Here is a 19,907-nt window from a genome sequence, read left to right on the forward strand (position 1 = left end):
TGGTCCTGTCAGGCGCAGCCCTCCGGAGCCATAGCGGTCCGTGCCTTGCCGTCGGTCTTCGGAACGGCGGCAGGAACCATGAAGCGCGGCAGCAGCACGTGGACCAGCGGACCAATGGCCAGGGCGTAGACCACCGTGCCCACGCCCACCGAGCCTCCCAGCAGCCAGCCGATGGCCAGCACGGACACCTCAATCAGCGTGCGCGACAGCCGGACTGACCACCCGGTCCGGCGCGCCAGTCCCGTCATCAGCCCGTCGCGGGCACCCGGCCCGAACCCGGCCCCGATGTAGCAGGCTGAGGCGACGCCGTTCACCAGGACGGCCCCTGCAAGAAGCCCGGCCTGGCCGGCCACGTGGGGTACGGCAGGAATCAGGGCCAGGCCGACGTCCGCAAATACGCCCACCAGGACCGCGTTGCAGAGAGTGCCGAAGCCGGGCATTTGCCGGAGCGGTATCCAGAGCAGCAGCACCAGGAAACTCACAGCGATGACCACCACACCGATGCTCAGACCCGTCCGGTTCGCCAGCCCCTGGTGGAACACGTCCCAGGGGTCCAGCCCCAGCCCGGCGCGGATGAACATGGCCAGGGAGATGCCGTACATGGCGAGGCCGGTGAAGAGCTGGAGGAGTCTGCGGGTCATCATGCAAACAACCATTCCATGCAACTGGCATTGGAATACATAGCCAGTTTGAGATACTGGCTACATGTCCACCACCTTGAGCGCCACCGCCCTGTCCCGCCTGCTTGGCACCTGGAACAACGGCACCGGCCCGGCCTACCGGGAACTGGCCGATGTGGTCCGGCTCCTGATCCTGGATGGCCGTGTGGCCCTGGACAGCGCGCTGCCCAGCGAACGGTCCCTTTCGGCAGCCCTCGGCATCAGCCGGACAACCGTTACCGCCGCCTACTCCAGCCTCCGGGAACAGGGCTTCCTCAGCAGCGGCCAGGGCAGCCGCGGCAAGACGCGCATCCCCGAACTCACGCCGTTCGGCCGGGCGCTTTACGGCCCGCAGCCGCGGCCGGCCGAACCGTTTACCGCACCTGGCCTCACCGCACCGGAAGGGTTGATCGACCTTGCCTATTCGGCCCTGCCTGCCAGCGGCGAGGTGGTGCACCGGGCCTTCGCCGCGGCATTGACGGAGCTTCCCGCCCTGCTGCCGGGATTCGGCTACGACGCCCTGGGATTAATGCCCCTGCGCCAGGCGATTGCGGACAGGTATTCGGCAGCCGGGGCGCCCACCCAGGCAGGCCAGATCATGGTGACGTCCGGCGCGCAGCATGCCCTGACCATCATCATCCGCACGTTGGCAGGCCGGCAGGACCGGGTCATGGTGGAACACCCCAGCTACCCGCACGCGCTGGATGCCATCCGGGCGGCCGGCTGCCGTGCCGTCCCGGTGGCTTTCACGAAGTCCGGCTGGGACCTGCCCGCCATGGAGTCGGCCATGGCCCAGCAAAAGCCAAAGCTCGCCTACCTGGTCCCCGACTTCCACAACCCCACGGGCATGATCATGCCGGACGCCCAGCGCCGGCGGCTGGTCCGCGCCGCCGCCGCTGCCGGAACCGTGCTGGTAGCGGACGAGACACTCCGTGAACTGAACCTGGACGGCGTCGCCACCACTCCACTGGCCGCCTTCGGCAGCACGGTGGTGTCCATCGGATCCCTCAGCAAGTCGCATTGGGGCGGCCTGCGCACCGGCTGGATCCGGGCCTCGGAAGCGATGATCCAGCGGTTTGCCGCGGCACGCACCACCCTGGACCTGGGCGGACCCGTCATGGAACAGCTCGCCGCCGCCCACCTGGTGCGGGCCCTGGACGAACCGCTGCCCGCGCTGCTGGAGACCCTCCGCGGCAACCGGGCAGCACTTCTCGGCCTCCTGGCCGAACATCTGCCCACCTGGCGCACCACGCGTGCAGCCGGCGGCCTGTCCATCTGGTGCCGGCTTCCCACGCCCATCAGCACGGCATTGACAGTGCTCGCGCCGGACTTCGGGGTCAGGCTGGCGGCGGGACCCCGGTTCGGCATCGGCGGCGCGTTCGAACGCAACCTGCGGGTGCCGTTCGCCCTTCCACCGGACAAGCTCGAAACGGCGGTGCTGGCGCTGCGCGCCGCCCAGGACAAGCTGGACTCCGCTCCCCAGCTGCGGCGCTCGCTCACCCATGCCCCCGCCGTCGCCATCGCCTGACCCGGGCCCGGACTGGCCGCCGTCGGAATCGCCGGACCGGCCGCGACCGGCCGCGACCGGCCGCCAGCGGAATCGCCGGAACGGTGCCAAATCGCCGGAGAGGTACGGCGATCCCGCACCGTTCCGGCGATTTGGAGCGCCACACGGAACGTTAGGGGCAGCTACGCGTACACGCGCTCCAGGAAACCGCCCCAGGCCTTGGCCGTGGTCGCGGAATCGGCGGTGCCGCTGAAGTCGTGCACGGTCATGCCAACGGGGGCACCGAAAGCGTTGCGGCCGAAGAACCGGTAGAGGGCGTCCGGGGTGCGCACGCCCAGGAAGTGCTCATTGGAGAAGTCCACCTCGCCTGTCAGCCGGCCCACGCCGTCGAGCTCCACATCCACCGCAGCGCCCTGCCCGGCCGCGCCGGCACGCAGCGCTTCGCGAAGCCGGATGAAACCATCGGGGGCCTGGGATGCCGCCGGTGCCTGGACGTCCGTAAACACGACAGGCCTGCCGTCGAAGTACTGCAGGTACTGGCCCAGCGTGTGCAGGTAGAACTCGGTGTGGCGGCTGGCGCCGTCGTACTGCTGGTCCCAGTTGTCCGCGAAGATGCCGCTGTGGACGTAGTGGAGCCGGGCCCGGCCGCCGTCCAGCGGTTCCAGCACATGTTCCAGCTGGTTGAACCAGCCGTCGGGCCCGTCCATCCGGGAGACCAGGTGGTGCGGGTACTCCTCCACCGTCCTGACGTCCGGCCACTGGTCCGTGGGGAACATCCATGCGGGCGTTCCATTGGTCACCGCTTCCCACACCCGCTCGGGCGTGCCGGGGAGCTCCGTGTCGTAGACGATTTCGAAGTTGCGGTTGTCGGTCATTTGTCCTGCTCCTTGCCTGGATGGGATTGGTTGGTTGCCGTGGGGGCGCCGGTTTCTTTAAGGGCCGGGTGCAGCGCCACGACGAGCCGGTGCCGCCGCCCCCGTGATGACGGGGCGCTGTCGTGATACTTGTCCACCAGCCGGGTGACCTCGGTGCCGAGCTCCTCGGCGAAGGCTGCCCGGTCCGCGGCGGTGCGGAACGTGATCTCGCCATCAATGGCGAACGTAGCCAGCTTTTGCCGGGCAGCGGCGGCGCCGGCAATCAGCTTGCCCACCTCCTGGACCATCCGGCCCGCGAGCGCCAGCAGCCAAAAGGCGGAGAAGCGGTCTGCAAACCGTCGCGGGTCCGGGGACACCTCATTCAGCGCGATAGGTGAGATGAGGTAGGACGCCGCCGTGGCCTGCAGGACCCGCTCGGTCACATTGCCCTTGCGGCGTTCCTCCACCAGTTCCACCAGCCCGTGCCGCTCCAGCGCCTTGAGGTGGTAGTTCACCTTCTGCCGGGGCAGGCCTACACGGACAGCCAGCTGCGTGGCGGAAGCCGGCTGGACCAGCTCGCGCAGGATCCGGGTGCGGATGGGGTCCAGGGATACCTCGGCCGTGGCCGGGTCCTCGATGACTGCGATGTCCTGCATGCCTCCACTATCGCAACCGACAACTTTTATTGTCAAGAACTTTTTTATCGTCGGTGGAGGCTGGACCCGGCCCCGGAGGGCCACGGCCGCCCCGGTAGAATGGGCAGGTGATGCAATCCCCCCTTCCCGTGCGCGACGGCGTGAACGCCACCCGCCTGCGCCTTCCGGAAGAGGGTCCGTGGGACACGGCAATGGACTACATGATGCACCGCTGGGGACATATCGATCCGCAGGGCATCGAGGACAGGTTCGACGCCGGCGAGATCGTTGGCGAGGGCGGCGTCCCTTTGGACCGCGCCACTCCGCTGCAGGACCACACCTTCATCTGGTACTACCGCACGCTGCCGCCGGAGACGCGGCTGCCCGTGGAAATCAGCATCCTCCACCAGGACAACCACCTACTGGTGGTGGACAAGCCGCACTTCCTGCCCACCACCCCGGGCGGCACGTACATCCAGGAGTCGGCCCTGGTGCGCCTGCGCAACCAGTTGGACCTGCCGGACCTGATCCCCATGCACCGGCTGGACCGGATGACCGCCGGCGTCCTGCTCTTCTCCACCAACCCGAAGACCCGCGGCAGGTACCAGGTGCTTTTTGAGAAGCGGCAGGTGCAGAAGGAATACGAGTGCGTCTCGGCCGCCGAGCCCGCGCAGGGGTACCCCGCCGTCGACTTTCCCGTAGTGGTGCGCAACCGGATGACCAAGTCCCGCAGCTACCTGCTGGCGGAGGTCATCGACGGCGAGCCGAACGCGGAAACCAGGATTGAGCGGCTGGAAACGTTCGACGGCGGCCCGGCGGCGGTTGCCGCGGGCACCGGTGCCGGCGGCAGGCCGCGCCTGGCCAGGTACCGGCTGGAACCGCACACCGGAAAGACCCACCAGCTGCGGGTGCACATGGCCTCACTGGGGCTGGGGATCGTGAACGACGCCTTCTACCCGGACCTGCTGGACAAAGCCCCGGACGACTACGCCAGACCGCTGCAGCTGCTGGCACGCGGCATACGGTTCGTGGATCCGATCTCCGGCCGGCCGGTGGAGTACCGCAGCAGCCTGGAACTCAGCGAAGCGGCCCCAACACGTCCCTGAACACCGCCTCCACGTCTGCGGTGTGCAGCACGAACTCCACCAGTTCCAGGCCGCTTGCCGGATGCGAGGCCCGGAAACCATCAACGGCCTCCAGCGCCGCCTGCGCCACCGCCGCAGCCGGCCACCCATAGGCTCCGGCCCCCACGGCCGGGAAGGCAAGCTCCCCGGCTTCCAACCTGTCGGCCAGCCGCAGGCTTTCGCTGAAGCAGGACACCAGGAGCGCACGGTTGGTCTGTCCGGCGCGGCGGTTCGGTCCCACCGTATGGATCACCCAGCGGGCCGGCAGCCGGAACGCCGGCGTGGCCACGGCGGCCCCGGTCTGGAGGCCGTGCGGCAGCGCCGTGACACGCAGTTCCCGGCACGCTGCCAGCAATTCCGGCCCGGCGGCCCGGTGCAGCGCACCGTCCACTCCCCCGCCGCCCAGCAGCGAAGGGTCGGCGGCGTTCACCACCACGTCCACCCGCCGCTGCGTAATGTCGCCCTGCAGAACCGAGATCCGCATGCCGCCAGTTTCCCAAGTGCGGTACCTTGTGGCAATGGACTTCGGCGGCATTGACAGCTGGGGGGCGGCCCTTTATTTCTGGGTCATCCCGGTGGTGATCGGCGACGCCATTTTTCCCCCCATCCCGTCGGAGATGGTGGTGATTACCGGAGGCGCGCTGTCCGCCGACGGCCGGGCCAACGTGTTCCTGGTGCTTGTCCTGGCCGCCCTGGCCTCCTGGATGGGAGACATGGTGGTGTTCCAGCTCTTCCGGCGGCGGCTGAGCCATGTGCTGGACCGCTGGAAATGGGGCCGCCGCGTCCACGCCGGCATCCATGCCGGACTGGCCAAGGCGGGCCGTTCATCCACCTACGGCACCATCATCGGGGCCCGGTTCATCCCCGGCGGCAGGCTGGCCACATCGGCCGCCTCCGGGATCGCGAACGTCTCCGTGCGGGGCTTCAGCCTCTGCGCCGGGCTGGGGGCGGTCCTGTGGGCATGCTGGCTGGTGGGGCTGGGCTACTTCACCGGTTCGGCCACCAAGCTGCCGTTCTGGGCCAGCTCACTCATCGGCGTGGCCGTTGGCCTGGTGATCGGCGCCGTCGTGGGGATCATCGTCACCCGGCGGCGCGGTGACCGGTCGCCGGTGGAGGACGAGCCAATCCCCGACGCAGGCTAGACGGGCAGCCACTTGCCGCGGCTGCGCCGCAGCACGCTGAGCGAGCCTGTCAGCGCAACGCGTTCGACGGCGTCGCGCATCATGGCTGCCGACTCCACCGCCTGCCGGTTCTCGCCGCTGTACTCGCTGGCTTCGACGAGGAAGCGCAGGTTCAGCTGCGGCACGCCGCCGGCGAGCTGGAGCTGGTGCGCCTCCACGTGGTGGCGCGTGCCCAGCGCCTCCACGGCCGCGTCCATGACAGCCTCCGGCGGATTGCCCGGCCGCAGCCCGGTGATCTTGAGGCGGGTCTGGAAGGAAGGCATGCCTCCAACCCTATCCAAACCCCCGCTCACATCCTGCGCCTGGATCCGAAACGCCCGCCCACCTTCCGGGCGGGAGGTGGGCGGGCGTTCCATGGAAAGCCGCCAAACGTGAGCGGGCGTGTGCCTAGCCGGTGTTGCGGAGGCCCGCCGCCACGCCGTTGACGGTGATCAGCATGGCCCGCTGGAGGCGTTCGTCGATTTCCGCTCCGCTGATCCCGGCTTCGGTACGGATGCGGCGCAGGAGTTCCACCTGCAGGTAGCTGATGGGGTCCAGGTACTGGTCGCGGATTTCCAGCGAGCGCTTCAGCGTGGGCTGCGCGTCCAGGAGCAGGTTCTCGCCGGTCAGCTTCCGGACCTCGGCAACGGTGAGCTCATACTCGTCCCGGATGCTCCGGAACAGGTGGTGCAGCTCCTCCGGGACCAGGGTGGCCACGTAGTAGCCGGCGATGTCCATGTCCGTTTTGGCGAGCGTCATTTCCACGTTGGACAGCACCGAGCGGAAGAAGTGCCAGTGGTCCATCATCTCCACCAGCTGGGCGGAATGTCCGGCCTCACGGGCCGCCTTCAGTCCGGAACCGACGCCGAACCAGCCGGGCACGATCTGGCGCGACTGGGTCCAGCCGAACACCCAGGGGATGGCGCGCAGGCCGCCGAGTCCGGCGCCGGAGTCGGGGCGCTTGGAGGGGCGGGAGCCGATGTTGAGGGAACCCAGCTGCTCCACGGGCGTGGAGGCCATGAAGTAGGCGGGCAGGTCCGGGTGGTCGATCAGCTTGCGGTAGCGGTCGAAGGCGGCATCCGAGATGGCCTCCATGACGTGCCCGTAACGCTCGCGCTGGTCCTCCGAGGTCCGCGGATCGCGGTGCAGGGCCGAACCCTGCAGCACCGCGGCGAGGGACAGCTCCAGGTTTTCCCGGGCGAGTTCCGGCAGGGAGTACTTGTCGGAGATGACTTCGCCCTGCTCGGTGAACTTGATTTCGCCTTCCAGGACGCCGTTCGGCTGGGCAAGGATGGCGTCGTAGGTGGGCCCGCCGCCGCGGCCCACGGAGCCGCCGCGGCCGTGGAACAGGCGGACGCGCACCCCGTGCTTGGCGGCCACGTCGCGCAGTTTGCGCTGGGTCTTGTGGATCTCCCACTGGCTGGTCATCACGCCGGATTCCTTGTTGGAGTCCGAGTAGCCCAGCATCACTTCCTGGATGTCCCCGCGCAGCCGCACCAGTTCGCGGTAGGAGGGGTCGGACAGCAGCTGGTCCACGATCTCGGCCGAGGCGCGCAGCTCCTCGACGGTCTCCAGCAGCGGCGCGAAGCCGAGCTTGGCGTAGGGCTTGTCGCCAAAAAGGTTCACCAGGCCGGCTTCGCGGGCCAGCACGGCGGCGGCCAGGACGTCGTCGGCGCCGCGGGTCATGGAGATGATGTAGGTCTCGATGACGTCCGGGCCGTACATGCGCAGGGCCCGGCGGATCTCGCGGAAGACGTCATAGGTTCCGTCCGCGGCGCCGTCGAGCTTGATCGGGTGGCCGGACAGCGGGCGGCGGGAGGCCAGCTCGGAGCCCAGGACCTCGAAGCGTTCCTCGCGGCTCAGTTCGGCGTAGCGGAGCCCCGGGCCGCCGATCCGGTCCATTAGCTGCCCCACGGCGTCGTGGTGGTGGTCCGCGTGTTCGCGGATGTCCAGGGTGGCCAGGTGCAGGCCGAAGGAGGCGATAGCGCGGCGGACGCGGGCCAGGGACCCGTCCGCGGCCAGGGCGGCGGAATGGTTGCGCAGCGACAGTTCCAGCAGCTGCAGGTCCGCCATGAGTTCATCGGTTGCGTTGTAGTCTCGGCCGTGCTCGTGGTTGGAGTTTGCGGCCACCCGCTTGCCGGTGTTGATGAGCTTGGCCTTGATGCAGGTGAGCTTCAGCCGGTACGGCTCCTGGGCGTTCAGCTCCAGGACCCGCTTGTCCAGGCCGGGCAGCCTCTTCAGGTCCTCATCGATGGACTTCAGCAATGCCTCGTCCGCGCCTGCCAGTGCCGTGGAGTTGGACAGGATGGAAATCAGCTCATCGATCATGCCGATGCTGATCCGGATGGCGCTCTGGTTCTGGATCTGCAGGATTTCGCGGGTCACGGCGGCGGTGACATTCGGGTTGCCGTCGCGGTCGCCGCCGATCCAGGAGCCGAACCGGATGGGGGCGTCCTTGGACGCCAGGGTGACGCCGTGTTCGCCCAGGAGCTCGGAGAGCTCGGACAGCATCTCCGGCATGGCATCGGTGAGGATGCCGCCCAGGTAGTAGATGGCGTTCCGGGCCTCATCCACAGGGGTGGGCCGAACCTGGCGCAGCTCGTCGGTCTGCCACATCTGGTCAATGATCTCGGCCAGCTTCCGGTCCTGCCGGCGGCGTGCGGTGGACCCTTCGGCGGTGGGCTGGGCCAGGACGTCGGAGAGCTTGCGGATCTTGTCCAGGACGGAGCGGCGGGAGGCCTCGGTGGGGTGCGCCGTGAAAATGGGGCGCACGTCCAGCCCGTTGACCACTTCCTGCAGCACCCCGGGGCCGGCCTGGGTGGCGATCTCCGCCACGGTCTTGGCCAGCCAGCCGTCCTTCTCGGCCCGGGTCCGCAGGCCGCGAACGCGGTGGACGTGCTCGGCGGCGTTGGCCAGGTGGAAGTAGAACGCGAAGGCGCGCACCAGGTCGGTTGCCTGCTCGATGGGCAGGGATCCGAGCAGTTCACGGACCTGGGCAACGACGTCGTGCGCGCTCCAGGGGCCGGTGGCATGTGCACCGCCGCGGGCTGCTTCCTTGGATTCCTTGGTCAGGAGCCGGACCTGCTCCACCAGGTCCAGGAGTTCGGGTCCGTGCTGGCGGACCAGCGATTCCCCCAGAAGGGTGGAAACGCGGCGGACGTCCGCGCGCAGTTCGGAGGCGAGATCTGTTTCGGGCGCTGTTGCAGTGTGTGCCATTGAAGCAATCTTTCGAGGGTTATGGACTTGGCTCGTACACTGCGCTGGATACTGTGAGCCACGTTACTAGCTAAAGATGCTACCCCCGGTGCGGTGCAGCAGTGGAATCCGTCTCAAAAGATGTCGCGGTACCCCACATGGCGCTTCACGGCGTCCAGTTCCACGCGGAGCTGCTCCACCTCGCTGCGCCAGGCGGCATCGTCAGCCTTACGACGGCGGGCCCTCCCCGCCTGAACGGCGGCGGCCGCCAGCCCCACCGGCACCGAAACGGCCAGGGCCCAGCCGGCGGCTGCGAAGAAGTCCAGGGCCACAGGCAGCGCAGCGCGGAAGTCGATGAAGTCGTTGACCCCGCCGGCCATGCCCGCCAGGGCCCCATCAAGCGGCTCCAGGAACCGGCCCACCACCGGGGTCCCGGAAAGCGGCGGCGGAACGAGCTTGGCTTGCGCGTCCCCGCCCCAGCGCCCGTCCGCCAGGTGGTTCAGGACGTAGATGCCGGCGCCAACATTGGCTGCCATGAAGACGACGACGGCGGCGAGCGCGGCGAGGTCGGCCCGCCTGCGTCGCCATGCCAGCACCATGGCGCCGGCAACCAGCGCCGCCAGCCACGTAAGCGCCGCCAGCCACTCCCGATTCACTCCGGCAAGGATGTCCACCCCTCCATTCAACCCCGGCGGACCACCGTGCAGCTGGAATCCGGGATGCCCAGCGGGTTGCCGGCGTCCGTCCGGCGGAATGAACCGTCCATGCCTGCGGTTGTAGCGGGGGCAACGCAACCGGAAGGAACCATGGCCACCACCCCAGCCACCCCCGCCGCCATTCCCGCCGCCAAGGTCGAGCGCTGGCAGCGCTTCCGCGCCAGCCGGGACAAAGCCCTGGCAGCGCCGCACGGCTGGCTCACCCTCACCTCGTTCCAGTGGCTCGAAGACGCCCCCGCCGCCGTCGACCTGGCCCCGGGCCTGTGGTCCACGGACCCCGGAGGCACCGCGGCGTTCCTCACCGCTGCTCCGCCGGACGGGCTCACGCTGGTAGAGACGGGGGAAAAGGTGGACGGCACGGTGTCCGCCGTCCTGGCGGACGAGGAGTCGCTGATGTGGGTGCAGTTCGGCGGCCCCAATGGGGACCAGGTGGTGGTGGAACTGGCCATGCGCGGCGGGCGGTACGCCATCCGCACCCGGGACTCTGCATCTCCGGCCTTCACCGGGTTTGACGGCGTCCCCACCTACCCGTACAACCCGGACTGGGAGGTGGCGGGCCGGTTTGAGCCCTACCCGGCCCCGGTGGCCGTGCCGATCAGCACCGCGAACCCCCTGGTGGACGGCGTGCACCGCAGCGTGGGGGAAGTGGTGTTCAGGCTGCCCGGCAGCAACCATGAGTTCCGGCTCCAGGCGGAGGAAGAGAAGCTCGGCGCCCTGACCGTCACGTTCCATGACGAGACCAACGGCGACACCACTGACGAATGGCGGAAACTCTCCATGCCCAGGCCCCGGCACGATGCCTCGGGCAGGGCGACCGTGGTGCTGGACTTCAACCGGGCCATCAACTACCCCAGCGCCTTCACGCCCTACGGCACCTGCCCCATGCCGGTGAGGAACAACAGCCTGGACATCCGGGTGGAGGCAGGCGAGAAGCAGCCGTACCCTGCCTAGGAGATGGCGGAGATCCCGGTGATGGCCCGGCCCACGATCAGGGTGTTCACCTCGAACGATCCCTCGTAGGTGTAGATGGCCTCGGCGTCGGCGAAGATCTTGGCCATCCGGTAATCGGTGACGATGCCGTTTCCGCCCAGGATGGAACGGCCCAGCGCCACGGTTTCCCGCATCCTGGCACTCAGGTAGGACTTGGCCAGCGCCACCTGCGGCATGTCGGCAGCACCCTGGTCCTGCAGCCTGGCGATCCCGGCCATCATGGCCATGCTGGCCACGGCGTTGCCCAGCATGGTCACCAGCTGCTGCTGGATCAGCTGGAAGTGTGCCAGCGGGCGGCCGAACTGCTCGCGTTCCACGGCGTACTGCCGGGCGACGTCGAACGCCGCCAGCTGCTGGCCCACCGTCTGCCAGGCCACCATGATCCGCGAGCTGCGCAGCAGTTCCTTGGTGTCCTCGAAGCTGTTGATCCCGCTGAAGCGGTCCGCCTCCGGTACCCGGACCTCCCGGAAAACGATGTCCGCGTTCTGGACAGTGCGCAGCGCGATCTTGTTCTCGATCCTGCTCCGGCTTACCCCCGGCAGGGTGGCGTCCACGACGAAGCCCCGCACGGAACCGTCCCCCTCGTCCCGTGCCCACACCAGCATGTAGTCGCAGAATGTCCCGTTGCCGATCCACCGCTTGGCGCCGTTGAGCACCCAGGTGTCGCCGCCGTCGTCCGGCTCCCCGGTGCTGGACGATATCCGCCGTGCCCGCGTCTCCATGCCGCCCGCCACGTCGGACCCGTGCAGGGGTTCGGTGAGGGCGAAGGCGCCCGTGGTGCGCAGCTCCGAGGCGTCAGCCAGCAGCCGCTGCTTCTGGTCCTCGCTGCCGAAGGTGTGCAGGGACTCAACGAAGAGATCGTGGTGGACCAGGAAGAAGGTGGCGATGGAGGTGTCCACCCGGGTCATCTCCGCAATGACCAGCCCGGCGAACAGGTGGCTGTAGCCGCGGTGGGCGGGCGTGCTCAGTTCCAGCGCAGCCAGCTTGGGCAGGATGTGGGCGGGGAACTCGGCCTTGTTCCACCAGTCCCCGGCGTACGGCGCCACTTCGGCGGCCAAAAAGTCCCGCAGCTCGGCCAGCTTGTTCCTCTCGGCCTGGCCCAGCAGGGATTCGACGGCGAAGAAGTCCGCCGCGGGCAGCTGTGACACGTCAGGCGCGCTCATTTCGGCCCCATCCGGATGGCACCGTCAAGGCGGATGGTTTCGCCGTTCAGCATGGCGTTGTCCACGATGTGCGCCACCAGGTTGGCGTACTCCGCCGGCTTGCCCAGCCGGGACGGGTGCGGAACCTGGGCGCCCAGCGAGTCCTGGGCCTCCCGGGGCAAGCCGGCCATCATGGGGGTCTCGAAGATTCCCGGCGCAATGGTGACCACGCGGACCAGCGAGCGCGCCAGCTCCCGCGCGATGGGCAGCGTCATGGCGGCCACCGCCCCCTTGGACGCGGAATATGCAGGCTGGCCGATCTGCCCTTCAAAGGCCGCCACGGAGGCGGTGTTGATGATGACGCCGCGCTCCGGGCCGCCCAGCGCGGTGACGGCAGGCTCGGTGGCCACCATCGCCTCGGCCGCCAGCCGCAGGACGTTGAAGGTGCCGATCAGGTTCACCTGGATGACACGGCTGAACGTTTCCAGCGGCAGCACGCCGTCGCGTCCCAGGACCTTTCCGGGGGTGGCGATCCCGGCGCAGTTCACCACGATCCGGAGCGGGCCCATCCCTGCGGCGGTCCCGACGGCGGCCCGCACGTCCGCCTCGCTGGTCACGTCAGCGGGGGCGAAGACGGCGGACTGGCCGGCTTCGGCCCGGCCGTTGAGTTCGTCCGCGGCTGCCTGCCCGTTGGAGGACGGGAGGTCGACGAGCACTACGGAGGCCCCGCCGTCGAACAACCTCCGCGCCGTGGCAGCTCCCAGCCCGGAGGCACCGCCTGTCACCAGTGCGACGCAGCCCTTGATGTCCATACATCCTCCTTGATGCGTGTCCCCATGCCGCGGCGCGGCCTCGAGCAACAGTTAATGAATGTTAACTGAAATGCGCCGCCGCCGCACGCGCCCGGGCTGCGTGTGCCCCGTTAGGGTGGACGGCATGACCTCCAGCAGCACCTCCTTGACCGCCTGGCAGGACAGGGCGAACCACGCGGCCCAGTCGGTGACCACGCTGTTCGGCCGGAAACTGCTGTTGCTGCCCGGAACCCACCTGGGCGCCGTGCTGTGGCAGGGCAAGCACCCGGCGGGGCAGGACCAGCCTGCGGCGGAGCAGGGACAGGAGCCCGGCGGCCGGCGGCTGGGACGGTGGCTCGCGGCGCTCCGGCGCGTCCGGCCGGCCGCGGGCCTGGTCCTCCCCTGGCACTACTGGTGGCAGGCCCATTACGTGGACTGCCTGGTGGATACCGGCTGGCGGGAGCTGGGCGGCGGAGCCACCCCCGCGGCCCGGTTCAACGGCCCGGACCGGCCCAGCGCCGGACGCCTGGCCTCGCGCCTGGTCACCGGCATCAGGCTGCGCAACGCCCTGACCTTCGTGAACAGCTACTACGACGACATGGCGTGGCTGGCGCTGGCAACGCTGAGGCTGGACGGGCTGGCTGAGGAGACACGGCGCCCCGGCCGCCGCCGCAACGCCACGGTCCGCGCATCGCTGACGCTGCAGTTCGACGCCGCATGCACCGATGACCTGGGCGGCGGCACGTTCTGGAGCAAGAAGCGGGACTTCAAGAACACCCCTGCCACGGCCCCCGTGGCGTTGTTCTACGCCCGCACCGGGCAGCGCGGCAAGGCGCAGGCGCTGCTGGACTGGCTGGACGCCACCCTCTTCGACCTGGACCAGGGCCTGTACCTGGACGGTGTGCGCCCGGACCCCGCCGGCGGCGTGGTGGTGGAACGCGCCGTGTACACCTACAACCAGGGTCCCGTGCTGGGGGCCCTCCTGGAACTGGGCGGCGACGCCAACCTCGCACGGGCGGCAGCCCTGGTGGACGCGGTAAACATGAAGCTCACGGCCGTGGACAGCCCAGTGCTCCGGTGCGAAGGAACGGGCGACGGCGGCCTCTTCACCGGGATCCTCTGCCGCTACCTGGCGCTCGCGGCAGCCGACACCCGGCTGCCCGCAGCCACCCGTGCCACGGCTGCCCGGCTGGTGACGGACACCGCGGAGGCGTTCTGGTCCGGCCGGCGCTCCGTCGGCGCCGGGGAGGCCAGGGCACGGCTTGAAGGCACCAGCATCTTCTCCATCCATGCCGCCCACCCGGCCGCTGAGGCGTATCCCCCGGGCGCCGCCGTCGAGCTTTCCACGCAGCTGCAGGCGTGGATGACGCTGGAGGCTGCCGCGGCAGTCACCGCGGCAAGTCCCGACGGCAGCGCGCCAACCGCTGGCTAACGGATGCCGGCCAGGGGCGTGACGGTGCCGGCCCCAAGCAGCACCCCGCCGTCGGCCGCCAGGCGGGCCTCCCTGGGGCCCGCGGGCGGAAACACCAGGGAGGTCAGGGACTGCCCGCCGACGAAGACCTCGATCGATGAGCGGTCCACGTATGCCGTGAGGTGCACCGTGTCCCCCGTGGGCCGGACCTGGACGGAACGCGGCTGCCGGTACTCGGTGTCGGCTGCCGGGTCGGCGGCCTTCCGCTGGCCGCCTGCCACCGTGTCACCGTCGCGGGCCACATAGGCCCGCCCGGCAGTGAAGTCGTAGCCAATGGTGGCGTAGGTGCTCCCGCCGCTTTGCAGGAGCAGCCGGGCTTCACCGGTCCCGTTCCCGGGTTTCTCCAGTTCGACGTCGACCTTGAAGGCGCCGCCCTCGGGAACCGGCAGCGGCTGCCCGTCCCCGATGCTGCCGGCCTGCAGGCGCGCCGGGTCCCCCTCCAGCGACCGGAGCCCGGCGGTGGGCGATGACGCCAGCACCGGGCGGCCGCCCTCGGAGGTGAGGCTGATGTCCCGCACCACCGAGGCGGCCCCCTGCCAGTCCTTTGTGGGCAGCTGCCGGGCGTAGGCCCAGTTGTTCATCCAGCCGATGGCGTGCCGGGAGGCCTTCCGCCGGCCGTCGTCCAGGCGCGGATCCTCCCAGGTGACGGCCGCGTAGAAGTCCGGGCCGCCGTCGAGCCACTGATGGCTGCCCTCGGGGGTGAAGGCCTTGCCGTCAAAGCCGCCGGTCCAGTAGGCCAGCCCCGTGCTGCGGCCCTCGGCGGAGCCGTTGGCGCTCGCCGCCAGGACCCAGGTGCGCTTGGCGGGGTCGCCGTCGATATCCATCTGGAAGAAGTCCGGGCACTCCAGGATGCCCAGCCCGTCCTTCTGGAAACCCGACACATAGGTCCATTGCAACAGGTCCTTCGAGGTGTAGAAGCCGATCTTGGAACCCTCGGCAAGCAGCATCAGCCACTGGTTGTTGGCGTCGTCCCGGACGATGCGCGGATCCCGCCAGTGCTCGGCGCCGGGGTTCTCCATCACGGGGTTTTGCCCGTAGCTTTGGAAGCTGTAGCCCTTGTCCGTGGAGTAGAACAGGGACTGGCGCTGGACGCCGTCGTGCTGCTGGGTGAGGACGGCGACCACCGCCCCCTTGCCGAACCCGGCCGTCCCCTCGGTGTCCACCACCGCGGATCCGGTCTCGATGTCGCCCAGGCCATTGCCGAACTTCTGGATGGCTACGCCCTCGTTCTTCCAGTGCACCAGGTCCGTGCTGGTGGCGTGGAACCACTCGGTGCCGTTTCCGTCCGGGTAGTCAGCGTTGTAGAGGTAGTAATAGTGCCAGACGCCGTCCAGCAGGAAGGGCCGCTGGGGATCGTTCATCCAGCGCTGGTCCGGGCTGAGGTGGTAGGCGGGGCGGTAGCCGGGATCCTGAGCCGGAGAAGATTCCGTGGGTGCGGCCGTGGGCTGCCCGGCCGGCCGGCTGTCGTCACGCTGGGCATTTCCCACGAGCACCAGCGAACCGGCCATGGCCAGGGCTGCAACCGCGGCCACCACGGACCACAGGAGGGGCCGCCGCCGAAGGGCTGCAAACGCGGTTCTGAAAAAGGTGGATGGCATGTCGTGTCAATCCGTCGCTGAACGCACAAGTGCCGTCCCCCGGGTTCGGGGAACGGCACCAGCGCAAGTGAACCGTCAATTTTACCGGCCCGGCGCCCGGGAACCGAATCCCGGAGCGTCATGAACTATTGCCGGTCCTGGCCGGCAGGGCGCTTCTTCTGCGGAAACGGGGTTTCTCCGCGGGCCAGCATCTCCACGAACCCCGCGATCCGGCGTTCCCGGGTGGCTGCCTGCTTGGCCGAATTGGTCCTGTACACCAGGGCGAACAGGTTGGTTTTAGTGAGGACGTCGAACATCGCCTGGGCCTCGGGGTTCGCGGCAATCGCGGCAGCCAGGTCTGCCGGAACCTTCACGTCGGCCTGCCCGCCGTACGCTGCGTCCCAGCGGCCGTCCGCCTTGGCCGCCTCCACCGCCGCCCTGCCGGCGTCGGTCATTTTCCCCTCCTCTTCCAGGCGCGCAACGTGCCCCACGTTCCGGGCGGACCAGACGCTCCGCGGACGCCGCGGCGTCATCCGCTGGAAGGAGCTTTCATCATCCCGGCGCCGCAGCTGCCCGTCGATCCAGCCAAAGCAGAGTGCCTCGTCCAGCGCCGCCGGGTAGTCCACGCCGGTTACCGTGCCGCCCTTCTTGTGCAGGACCAGCCACACTCCCGGGCTGGTCCTGTGGTTTTCTTCCAGCCATGCACGCCAGGCGGCAGCGTCAGGTACCAGCAGTTCCTCGAGGTCATCGGCCATGGCCCCATTCTGCCCGGAGAATCCCAGGCCACAAGCCCTGTGTGCGCCGGCGCTTCCGGTGGCATCATGGCCATACAGCAGCCGTCACCCACTGCCGCCCGTCAACCAGCATCAAGGACAATGCCATGCTCCGAGTCCGTCCCGTCCACTTCACGTCCCGCATCGAGCCCTGGAAGCAGTTCCTCACCGCCCTGGGAATGGTCCAGACAGAGGACGACGGCGGGTGGCAGGTCTTCGACTCCGCGTCAGGCCGCCTGGCTTTGCACGGCGCCGAGGCAGGGTCCGGCCAGGACGGCCGCACCGTGTTTGGGGTGGAAGTGGGCGACGTGGCGGAGTTCGCCCGCCGCACCAACCTGTCCGCCCAGGAGGGCGGACCGCAGGCGGACGGAACGCAGCCGGCCGAACTCGTCGCAACGGACCACGGTGAGGCCTGCCGGGTCACCGCGCCGGACGGATTCAGCTTCCTGGCGGACAAGGCCGTCCACGGCGCCCAGTGCGCCGATGCCGATCCCGCACTGGCCGTCGCCGGCGTCTGGTACACCCCGGACCCGGAGGCAGCCATCCGCACCCTGCTGCACGCCGGCGCGCGTCCCCGGCCGGTGCCGGACAACGACGAAACCGCCGATTTCACGGCCAAGAACGGCGGCGTCCTCTTGGTGCGCCCGGCGTCGGGGCCCCCGCGCTCAGGCCTGGGCTTCGAATACGACGGCGGGCTGGAACCGTTGCGGGAGCGCCTCGCCGGTGCCGGTTTCTCGGCCAGCCTGACCGAGGAAGCCTTTGGGAGCACTCTTCACGTGGCCAATCCGGACGTGGGCAGCCCCAACGCGCCCGCCACGCTCTGGATCTCCCAGCACCGCCCCATGGGGTAGAACTTAACCATGAACGTGCGCACACCTGACCCGAATCCCGGCTGGCTCTCTGAAGAAGACCTCTTTGAGGCCCGCGGGCGGCTGCCCATGGTGTACGTGGAGGCCGTGCCGGTCAGGCTGGATCCGCTGGGGTACGTCAACGAGGTGGGCACGCTGCTGCAGGCCGACGCCGACGGGACAATGGTGCGGTCCCTGGTCTCCGGCCGGGTCATCTACCGCGAAACCATCCGCGCCGCCCTGCTGCGGCACATGGAGAAGGACCTGGGCCCCCTGGCGTTTCCGCAGCTGCCGCTCAGCCCCGTGCCGTTCACGGTGGCCGAATACTTCCCGGCACCGTCCCAGACGGGGTTCACCGACGAGCGGCAACACGCCGTGTCCCTGGCCTACATCATCCCGGTCACGGGCGAGTGCGAACCCCGCCAGGACGCCCTGGAACTGACATGGATGACCCCCGAGGAAGTCCTCAGCCCGGGCGTCCAGATGGAGTTCGCGGGCGGCCGCGGCGGCCTCATCCGGCAGGCCCTGGCGTTCGCAGGTGTGGGCTTCTGACATCCGCGCCGGGACCTGGGGGTCCCCGGTTTTAGGCGCCCGCCTTTGTAGACTGTAGGGCGGACCGCAAGAGAACTTAAGGACTCCCATGACCGAATCACCAGCCGCCAGGCACCACCGTGAACAGCAGGCTGGATCTCTGACCACCGGCACCCACATCCTCCTTCCGGACGGCCACCGCACCGCCGAAATCGACCAGGTGGAGCTTGAGCGGGACGATTTCGGCTCCCCGGCACTGGTGCTGGCAAGCCTCTCCGGCGGCGGGACGCTGCGGGTCGCCATAGGTGCCACCGTCACCGTTGTGGACGGAACGCACGACGACGTCACCCAGCTGCCGCTGCCGGCTGACCTCCCGGAAGCCACACCGCCGGTGGAAACCGCCGGGACCGGGCCCATCACCGTGGCGCCCGCCGTCGTCGTACCTCCCCTGCCGCCGGTACCGCCCGCGGCAACCGGACCCAGCGAGGAGGAACTCGCGCTCATCCCGGCGCCGGCCGGCACCCCTGAGTCCGTGGTGGAAGCCGCCGCCGAGGCCCACCCGGATGCCGAGGGCGTCCTGCTCCTGGCCGACCGGCTCTCCAAGGGCGTCAACTTCAAGTCCGGAAGCTGCCTGAAGGACCTTACCGACCTGGCGCACGAATTGTTCATCACGCTCAAGGATGCCGACGGGGCTCTGGCCGTGGCTGACCTCCTCACCGTGCTGCCCTATGACGGGAACCCCGGCCGGTGGACCTCGGTGGAGGCCTCCCTCGCCCTGGCCAGCTACATCTGCCGGCAGGACGGCCAGGACGAACGCGCCGAGGTCTACGAGAAGCTGATCCGCACCCCGGAAAACCAGGAAACGGATGCGTTCAAGGCACGCATGGCCGCCAAGGTGCGGCAGCGCTCACTCAACGAACCCAACCTGTACGACAAGGAAATCTTCCGCTCCATCGACAACTCCAACCACGATGCCGAGCGTGAATGGCGGTTACTGCGGCTGGAAAGCCTGCTGTTCCTGCGGGCCCACGGCGGCTCGGAAACCATCGGGATGCCCGAGCTGGAACGCCGGATCAGCAATGAGCTGGAGGCTGTCCGGTCCTGACCGCAGGACCGGCTTCGGGGCGGGGGAAATTACCCCTACCCGGGGCGTAGCCGGAGTTGTACATTCGGGGCTATGACCAACAATCTCAGCGTAGTGATCAACGCCGACGCGCCGCAGGTCTGGACCATGCTGCGTGAACCGTCCAAGGTAGCCCAGTGGCACGGCTGGCAGGCCGAGGACCTGGAGTCCGAGATCAAGGAGATCTACTTTTCCAGCGACGTGGAGGAATCCGCGGACCATACCAGCCTCACCGTCCACGGCGGGGACACGTTCGAGCTTCACCCGGTGGCCGGCGGAACCCGGGTCAGCGTCACCCGCGGGGCCATGGATCACGACTCCGAGTGGGCTGCCTGGGACGAGGACATCACCCAGGGCTGGCTGACCTTCCTGCAGCAGCTCCGCTTTGCCCTGGAACGCCACCCGCACGGCAAACGGCACACCCTGTTCCTGCACCTGACAGAGGGGAAGGGCTCCGCGATCGAGAAGCTGGGGCTGGCCGACCTCCCTGCCCCGGGCGAGCCGTACCAGGTCACCTTGGATACCGGAGAGGAAATCAGCGGCAAGGTCTGGTACCGGACCAGCCACCAGGTGGGACTCACCGTGCACGGCTACGCAGAGCATGGCGAGGGGCTGCTGGTGGTGGCCGACCATCCCGCCATCAAGGACGTCCGGGCAGAGGGTGAAGGGTCGCTGGTCATCGCCTCCACCTACGACCTGGGCGCCGGCAAGGTTGACGCCATCCGGTCCGCCTGGGATTCGTGGCGCTCCAGGAACTACCCGGACTCGGAACCGGTCAGCTGACGGCGCCGGCTGGTTTATTGGGGCAGCG

At 69.0% G+C, this 19,907-nt stretch carries 20 protein-coding genes; 9 read left to right on the forward strand and 11 right to left on the reverse strand.

Translation table 11 applies throughout. From position 1 onward, the window contains the following. Positions 1 to 8: 8 nt before the first annotated feature. Positions 9 to 644 carry a membrane protein YczE gene (gene yczE, locus AC3ANU_RS19425; protein ID WP_018770845.1) on the reverse strand — a complete coding sequence of 212 codons (636 nt, stop codon included), beginning with the start codon at positions 642 to 644 and terminating at the stop codon, positions 9 to 11. A gap of 61 nt (positions 645 to 705) precedes the next feature. Between yczE and yczR the strand changes: the two genes are divergently transcribed. Next, positions 706 to 2,187 (forward strand): MocR-like transcription factor YczR, encoded by a 1,482-nt coding sequence (gene yczR, locus AC3ANU_RS19430; protein ID WP_478222372.1) that lies wholly within the window; start codon positions 706 to 708, stop codon positions 2,185 to 2,187. Positions 2,188 to 2,348: 161 nt separating this feature from the next. On the opposite strand, the gene AC3ANU_RS19435 is transcribed toward yczR, so the two are convergent. Then, on the reverse strand, positions 2,349 to 3,041 hold the full coding sequence (locus AC3ANU_RS19435; protein WP_488315101.1) for an SRPBCC family protein: 693 nt from the start codon (positions 3,039 to 3,041) through the stop codon (positions 2,349 to 2,351). Beyond that, complete coding sequence (locus AC3ANU_RS19440) at positions 3,038 to 3,676, reverse strand: helix-turn-helix domain-containing protein (protein WP_488315102.1); 639 nt, start codon at positions 3,674 to 3,676, stop codon at positions 3,038 to 3,040. The genes AC3ANU_RS19435 and AC3ANU_RS19440 overlap by 4 nt, the downstream gene beginning before the upstream one ends. 110 nt (positions 3,677 to 3,786) lie before the next feature. Between AC3ANU_RS19440 and AC3ANU_RS19445 the strand changes: the two genes are divergently transcribed. Further along, positions 3,787 to 4,761, forward strand: a complete 975-nt coding sequence (locus AC3ANU_RS19445) for an RluA family pseudouridine synthase (protein WP_018770841.1) — start codon at positions 3,787 to 3,789, stop codon at positions 4,759 to 4,761. Here AC3ANU_RS19445 and AC3ANU_RS19450 read toward each other — a convergent pair. Next, a complete protein-coding gene (locus tag AC3ANU_RS19450; protein ID WP_018770840.1) occupies positions 4,733 to 5,263 on the reverse strand; it encodes an O-acetyl-ADP-ribose deacetylase in 531 nt (176 codons plus the stop codon). The two genes, AC3ANU_RS19445 and AC3ANU_RS19450, sit on opposite strands and share 29 nt — an antisense overlap. Between AC3ANU_RS19450 and AC3ANU_RS19455 the strand changes: the two genes are divergently transcribed. After that, entirely contained in the window at positions 5,262 to 5,921 is a 660-nt protein-coding gene (locus AC3ANU_RS19455; RefSeq protein WP_018770839.1) for a DedA family protein, read from the forward strand. The two genes, AC3ANU_RS19450 and AC3ANU_RS19455, sit on opposite strands and share 2 nt — an antisense overlap. On the opposite strand, the gene AC3ANU_RS19460 is transcribed toward AC3ANU_RS19455, so the two are convergent. From AC3ANU_RS19460 to AC3ANU_RS19470, 3 genes are all read right to left on the reverse strand, one after another. Continuing rightward, positions 5,918 to 6,223, reverse strand: coding sequence for a hypothetical protein (locus AC3ANU_RS19460; RefSeq protein ID WP_018770838.1), 306 nt, complete (start codon positions 6,221 to 6,223; stop codon positions 5,918 to 5,920). The genes AC3ANU_RS19455 and AC3ANU_RS19460 overlap by 4 nt on opposite strands. 124 nt (positions 6,224 to 6,347) lie before the next feature. After that, positions 6,348 to 9,155 (reverse strand): phosphoenolpyruvate carboxylase, encoded by a 2,808-nt coding sequence (ppc, locus tag AC3ANU_RS19465; protein WP_488315103.1) that lies wholly within the window; start codon positions 9,153 to 9,155, stop codon positions 6,348 to 6,350. 113 nt (positions 9,156 to 9,268) lie between these two features. Beyond that, on the reverse strand, positions 9,269 to 9,808 hold the full coding sequence (locus AC3ANU_RS19470; protein ID WP_018770836.1) for a hypothetical protein: 540 nt from the start codon (positions 9,806 to 9,808) through the stop codon (positions 9,269 to 9,271). Positions 9,809 to 9,940: 132 nt separating this feature from the next. Between AC3ANU_RS19470 and AC3ANU_RS19475 the strand changes: the two genes are divergently transcribed. Next, complete coding sequence (locus AC3ANU_RS19475; RefSeq protein WP_488315104.1) at positions 9,941 to 10,801, forward strand: DUF1684 domain-containing protein; 861 nt, start codon at positions 9,941 to 9,943, stop codon at positions 10,799 to 10,801. Here AC3ANU_RS19475 and AC3ANU_RS19480 read toward each other — a convergent pair. Both AC3ANU_RS19480 and AC3ANU_RS19485 read right to left on the reverse strand, forming a co-directional pair. Continuing rightward, positions 10,798 to 12,003 carry an acyl-CoA dehydrogenase family protein gene (locus AC3ANU_RS19480; RefSeq protein WP_134165143.1) on the reverse strand — a complete coding sequence of 402 codons (1,206 nt, stop codon included), beginning with the start codon at positions 12,001 to 12,003 and terminating at the stop codon, positions 10,798 to 10,800. The genes AC3ANU_RS19475 and AC3ANU_RS19480 overlap by 4 nt on opposite strands. Then, positions 12,000 to 12,794 carry an SDR family NAD(P)-dependent oxidoreductase gene (locus tag AC3ANU_RS19485; RefSeq protein ID WP_018770832.1) on the reverse strand — a complete coding sequence of 265 codons (795 nt, stop codon included), beginning with the start codon at positions 12,792 to 12,794 and terminating at the stop codon, positions 12,000 to 12,002. Before AC3ANU_RS19485 ends, AC3ANU_RS19480 begins: the two co-directional genes overlap by 4 nt. Positions 12,795 to 12,918: 124 nt before the next feature. On the opposite strand from AC3ANU_RS19485, the gene AC3ANU_RS19490 reads away from it, so the two are divergent. Further along, positions 12,919 to 14,205, forward strand: coding sequence for a glycoside hydrolase family 76 protein (locus AC3ANU_RS19490; protein WP_488315105.1), 1,287 nt, complete (start codon positions 12,919 to 12,921; stop codon positions 14,203 to 14,205). Here AC3ANU_RS19490 and AC3ANU_RS19495 read toward each other — a convergent pair. After that, entirely contained in the window at positions 14,202 to 15,842 is a 1,641-nt protein-coding gene (locus AC3ANU_RS19495) for a glycoside hydrolase family 32 protein (RefSeq protein ID WP_488315106.1), read from the reverse strand. The genes AC3ANU_RS19490 and AC3ANU_RS19495 overlap by 4 nt on opposite strands. 125 nt (positions 15,843 to 15,967) lie before the next feature. Next, complete coding sequence (locus AC3ANU_RS19500; RefSeq protein ID WP_488315107.1) at positions 15,968 to 16,576, reverse strand: YdeI/OmpD-associated family protein; 609 nt, start codon at positions 16,574 to 16,576, stop codon at positions 15,968 to 15,970. Between the two features lie 125 nt (positions 16,577 to 16,701). Between AC3ANU_RS19500 and AC3ANU_RS19505 the strand changes: the two genes are divergently transcribed. From AC3ANU_RS19505 to AC3ANU_RS19520, 4 genes are all read left to right on the forward strand, one after another. After that, positions 16,702 to 17,445, forward strand: a complete 744-nt coding sequence (locus tag AC3ANU_RS19505) for a VOC family protein (RefSeq protein WP_478222380.1) — start codon at positions 16,702 to 16,704, stop codon at positions 17,443 to 17,445. 9 nt (positions 17,446 to 17,454) lie between these two features. After that, a complete protein-coding gene (locus tag AC3ANU_RS19510; RefSeq protein WP_018770827.1) occupies positions 17,455 to 17,994 on the forward strand; it encodes an NUDIX hydrolase family protein in 540 nt (179 codons plus the stop codon). Between the two features lie 88 nt (positions 17,995 to 18,082). Next, positions 18,083 to 19,078: a DUF6707 family protein gene (locus AC3ANU_RS19515; protein WP_018770826.1), complete on the forward strand. Its 996-nt coding sequence runs from the start codon at positions 18,083 to 18,085 to the stop codon at positions 19,076 to 19,078. A 72-nt stretch (positions 19,079 to 19,150) separates the two neighbouring features. Beyond that, positions 19,151 to 19,879 (forward strand): SRPBCC family protein, encoded by a 729-nt coding sequence (locus AC3ANU_RS19520; RefSeq protein ID WP_056392168.1) that lies wholly within the window; start codon positions 19,151 to 19,153, stop codon positions 19,877 to 19,879. Positions 19,880 to 19,907: the final 28 nt, after the last annotated feature.

Source organism: Arthrobacter sp. SDR-2R (assembly GCF_057747955.1).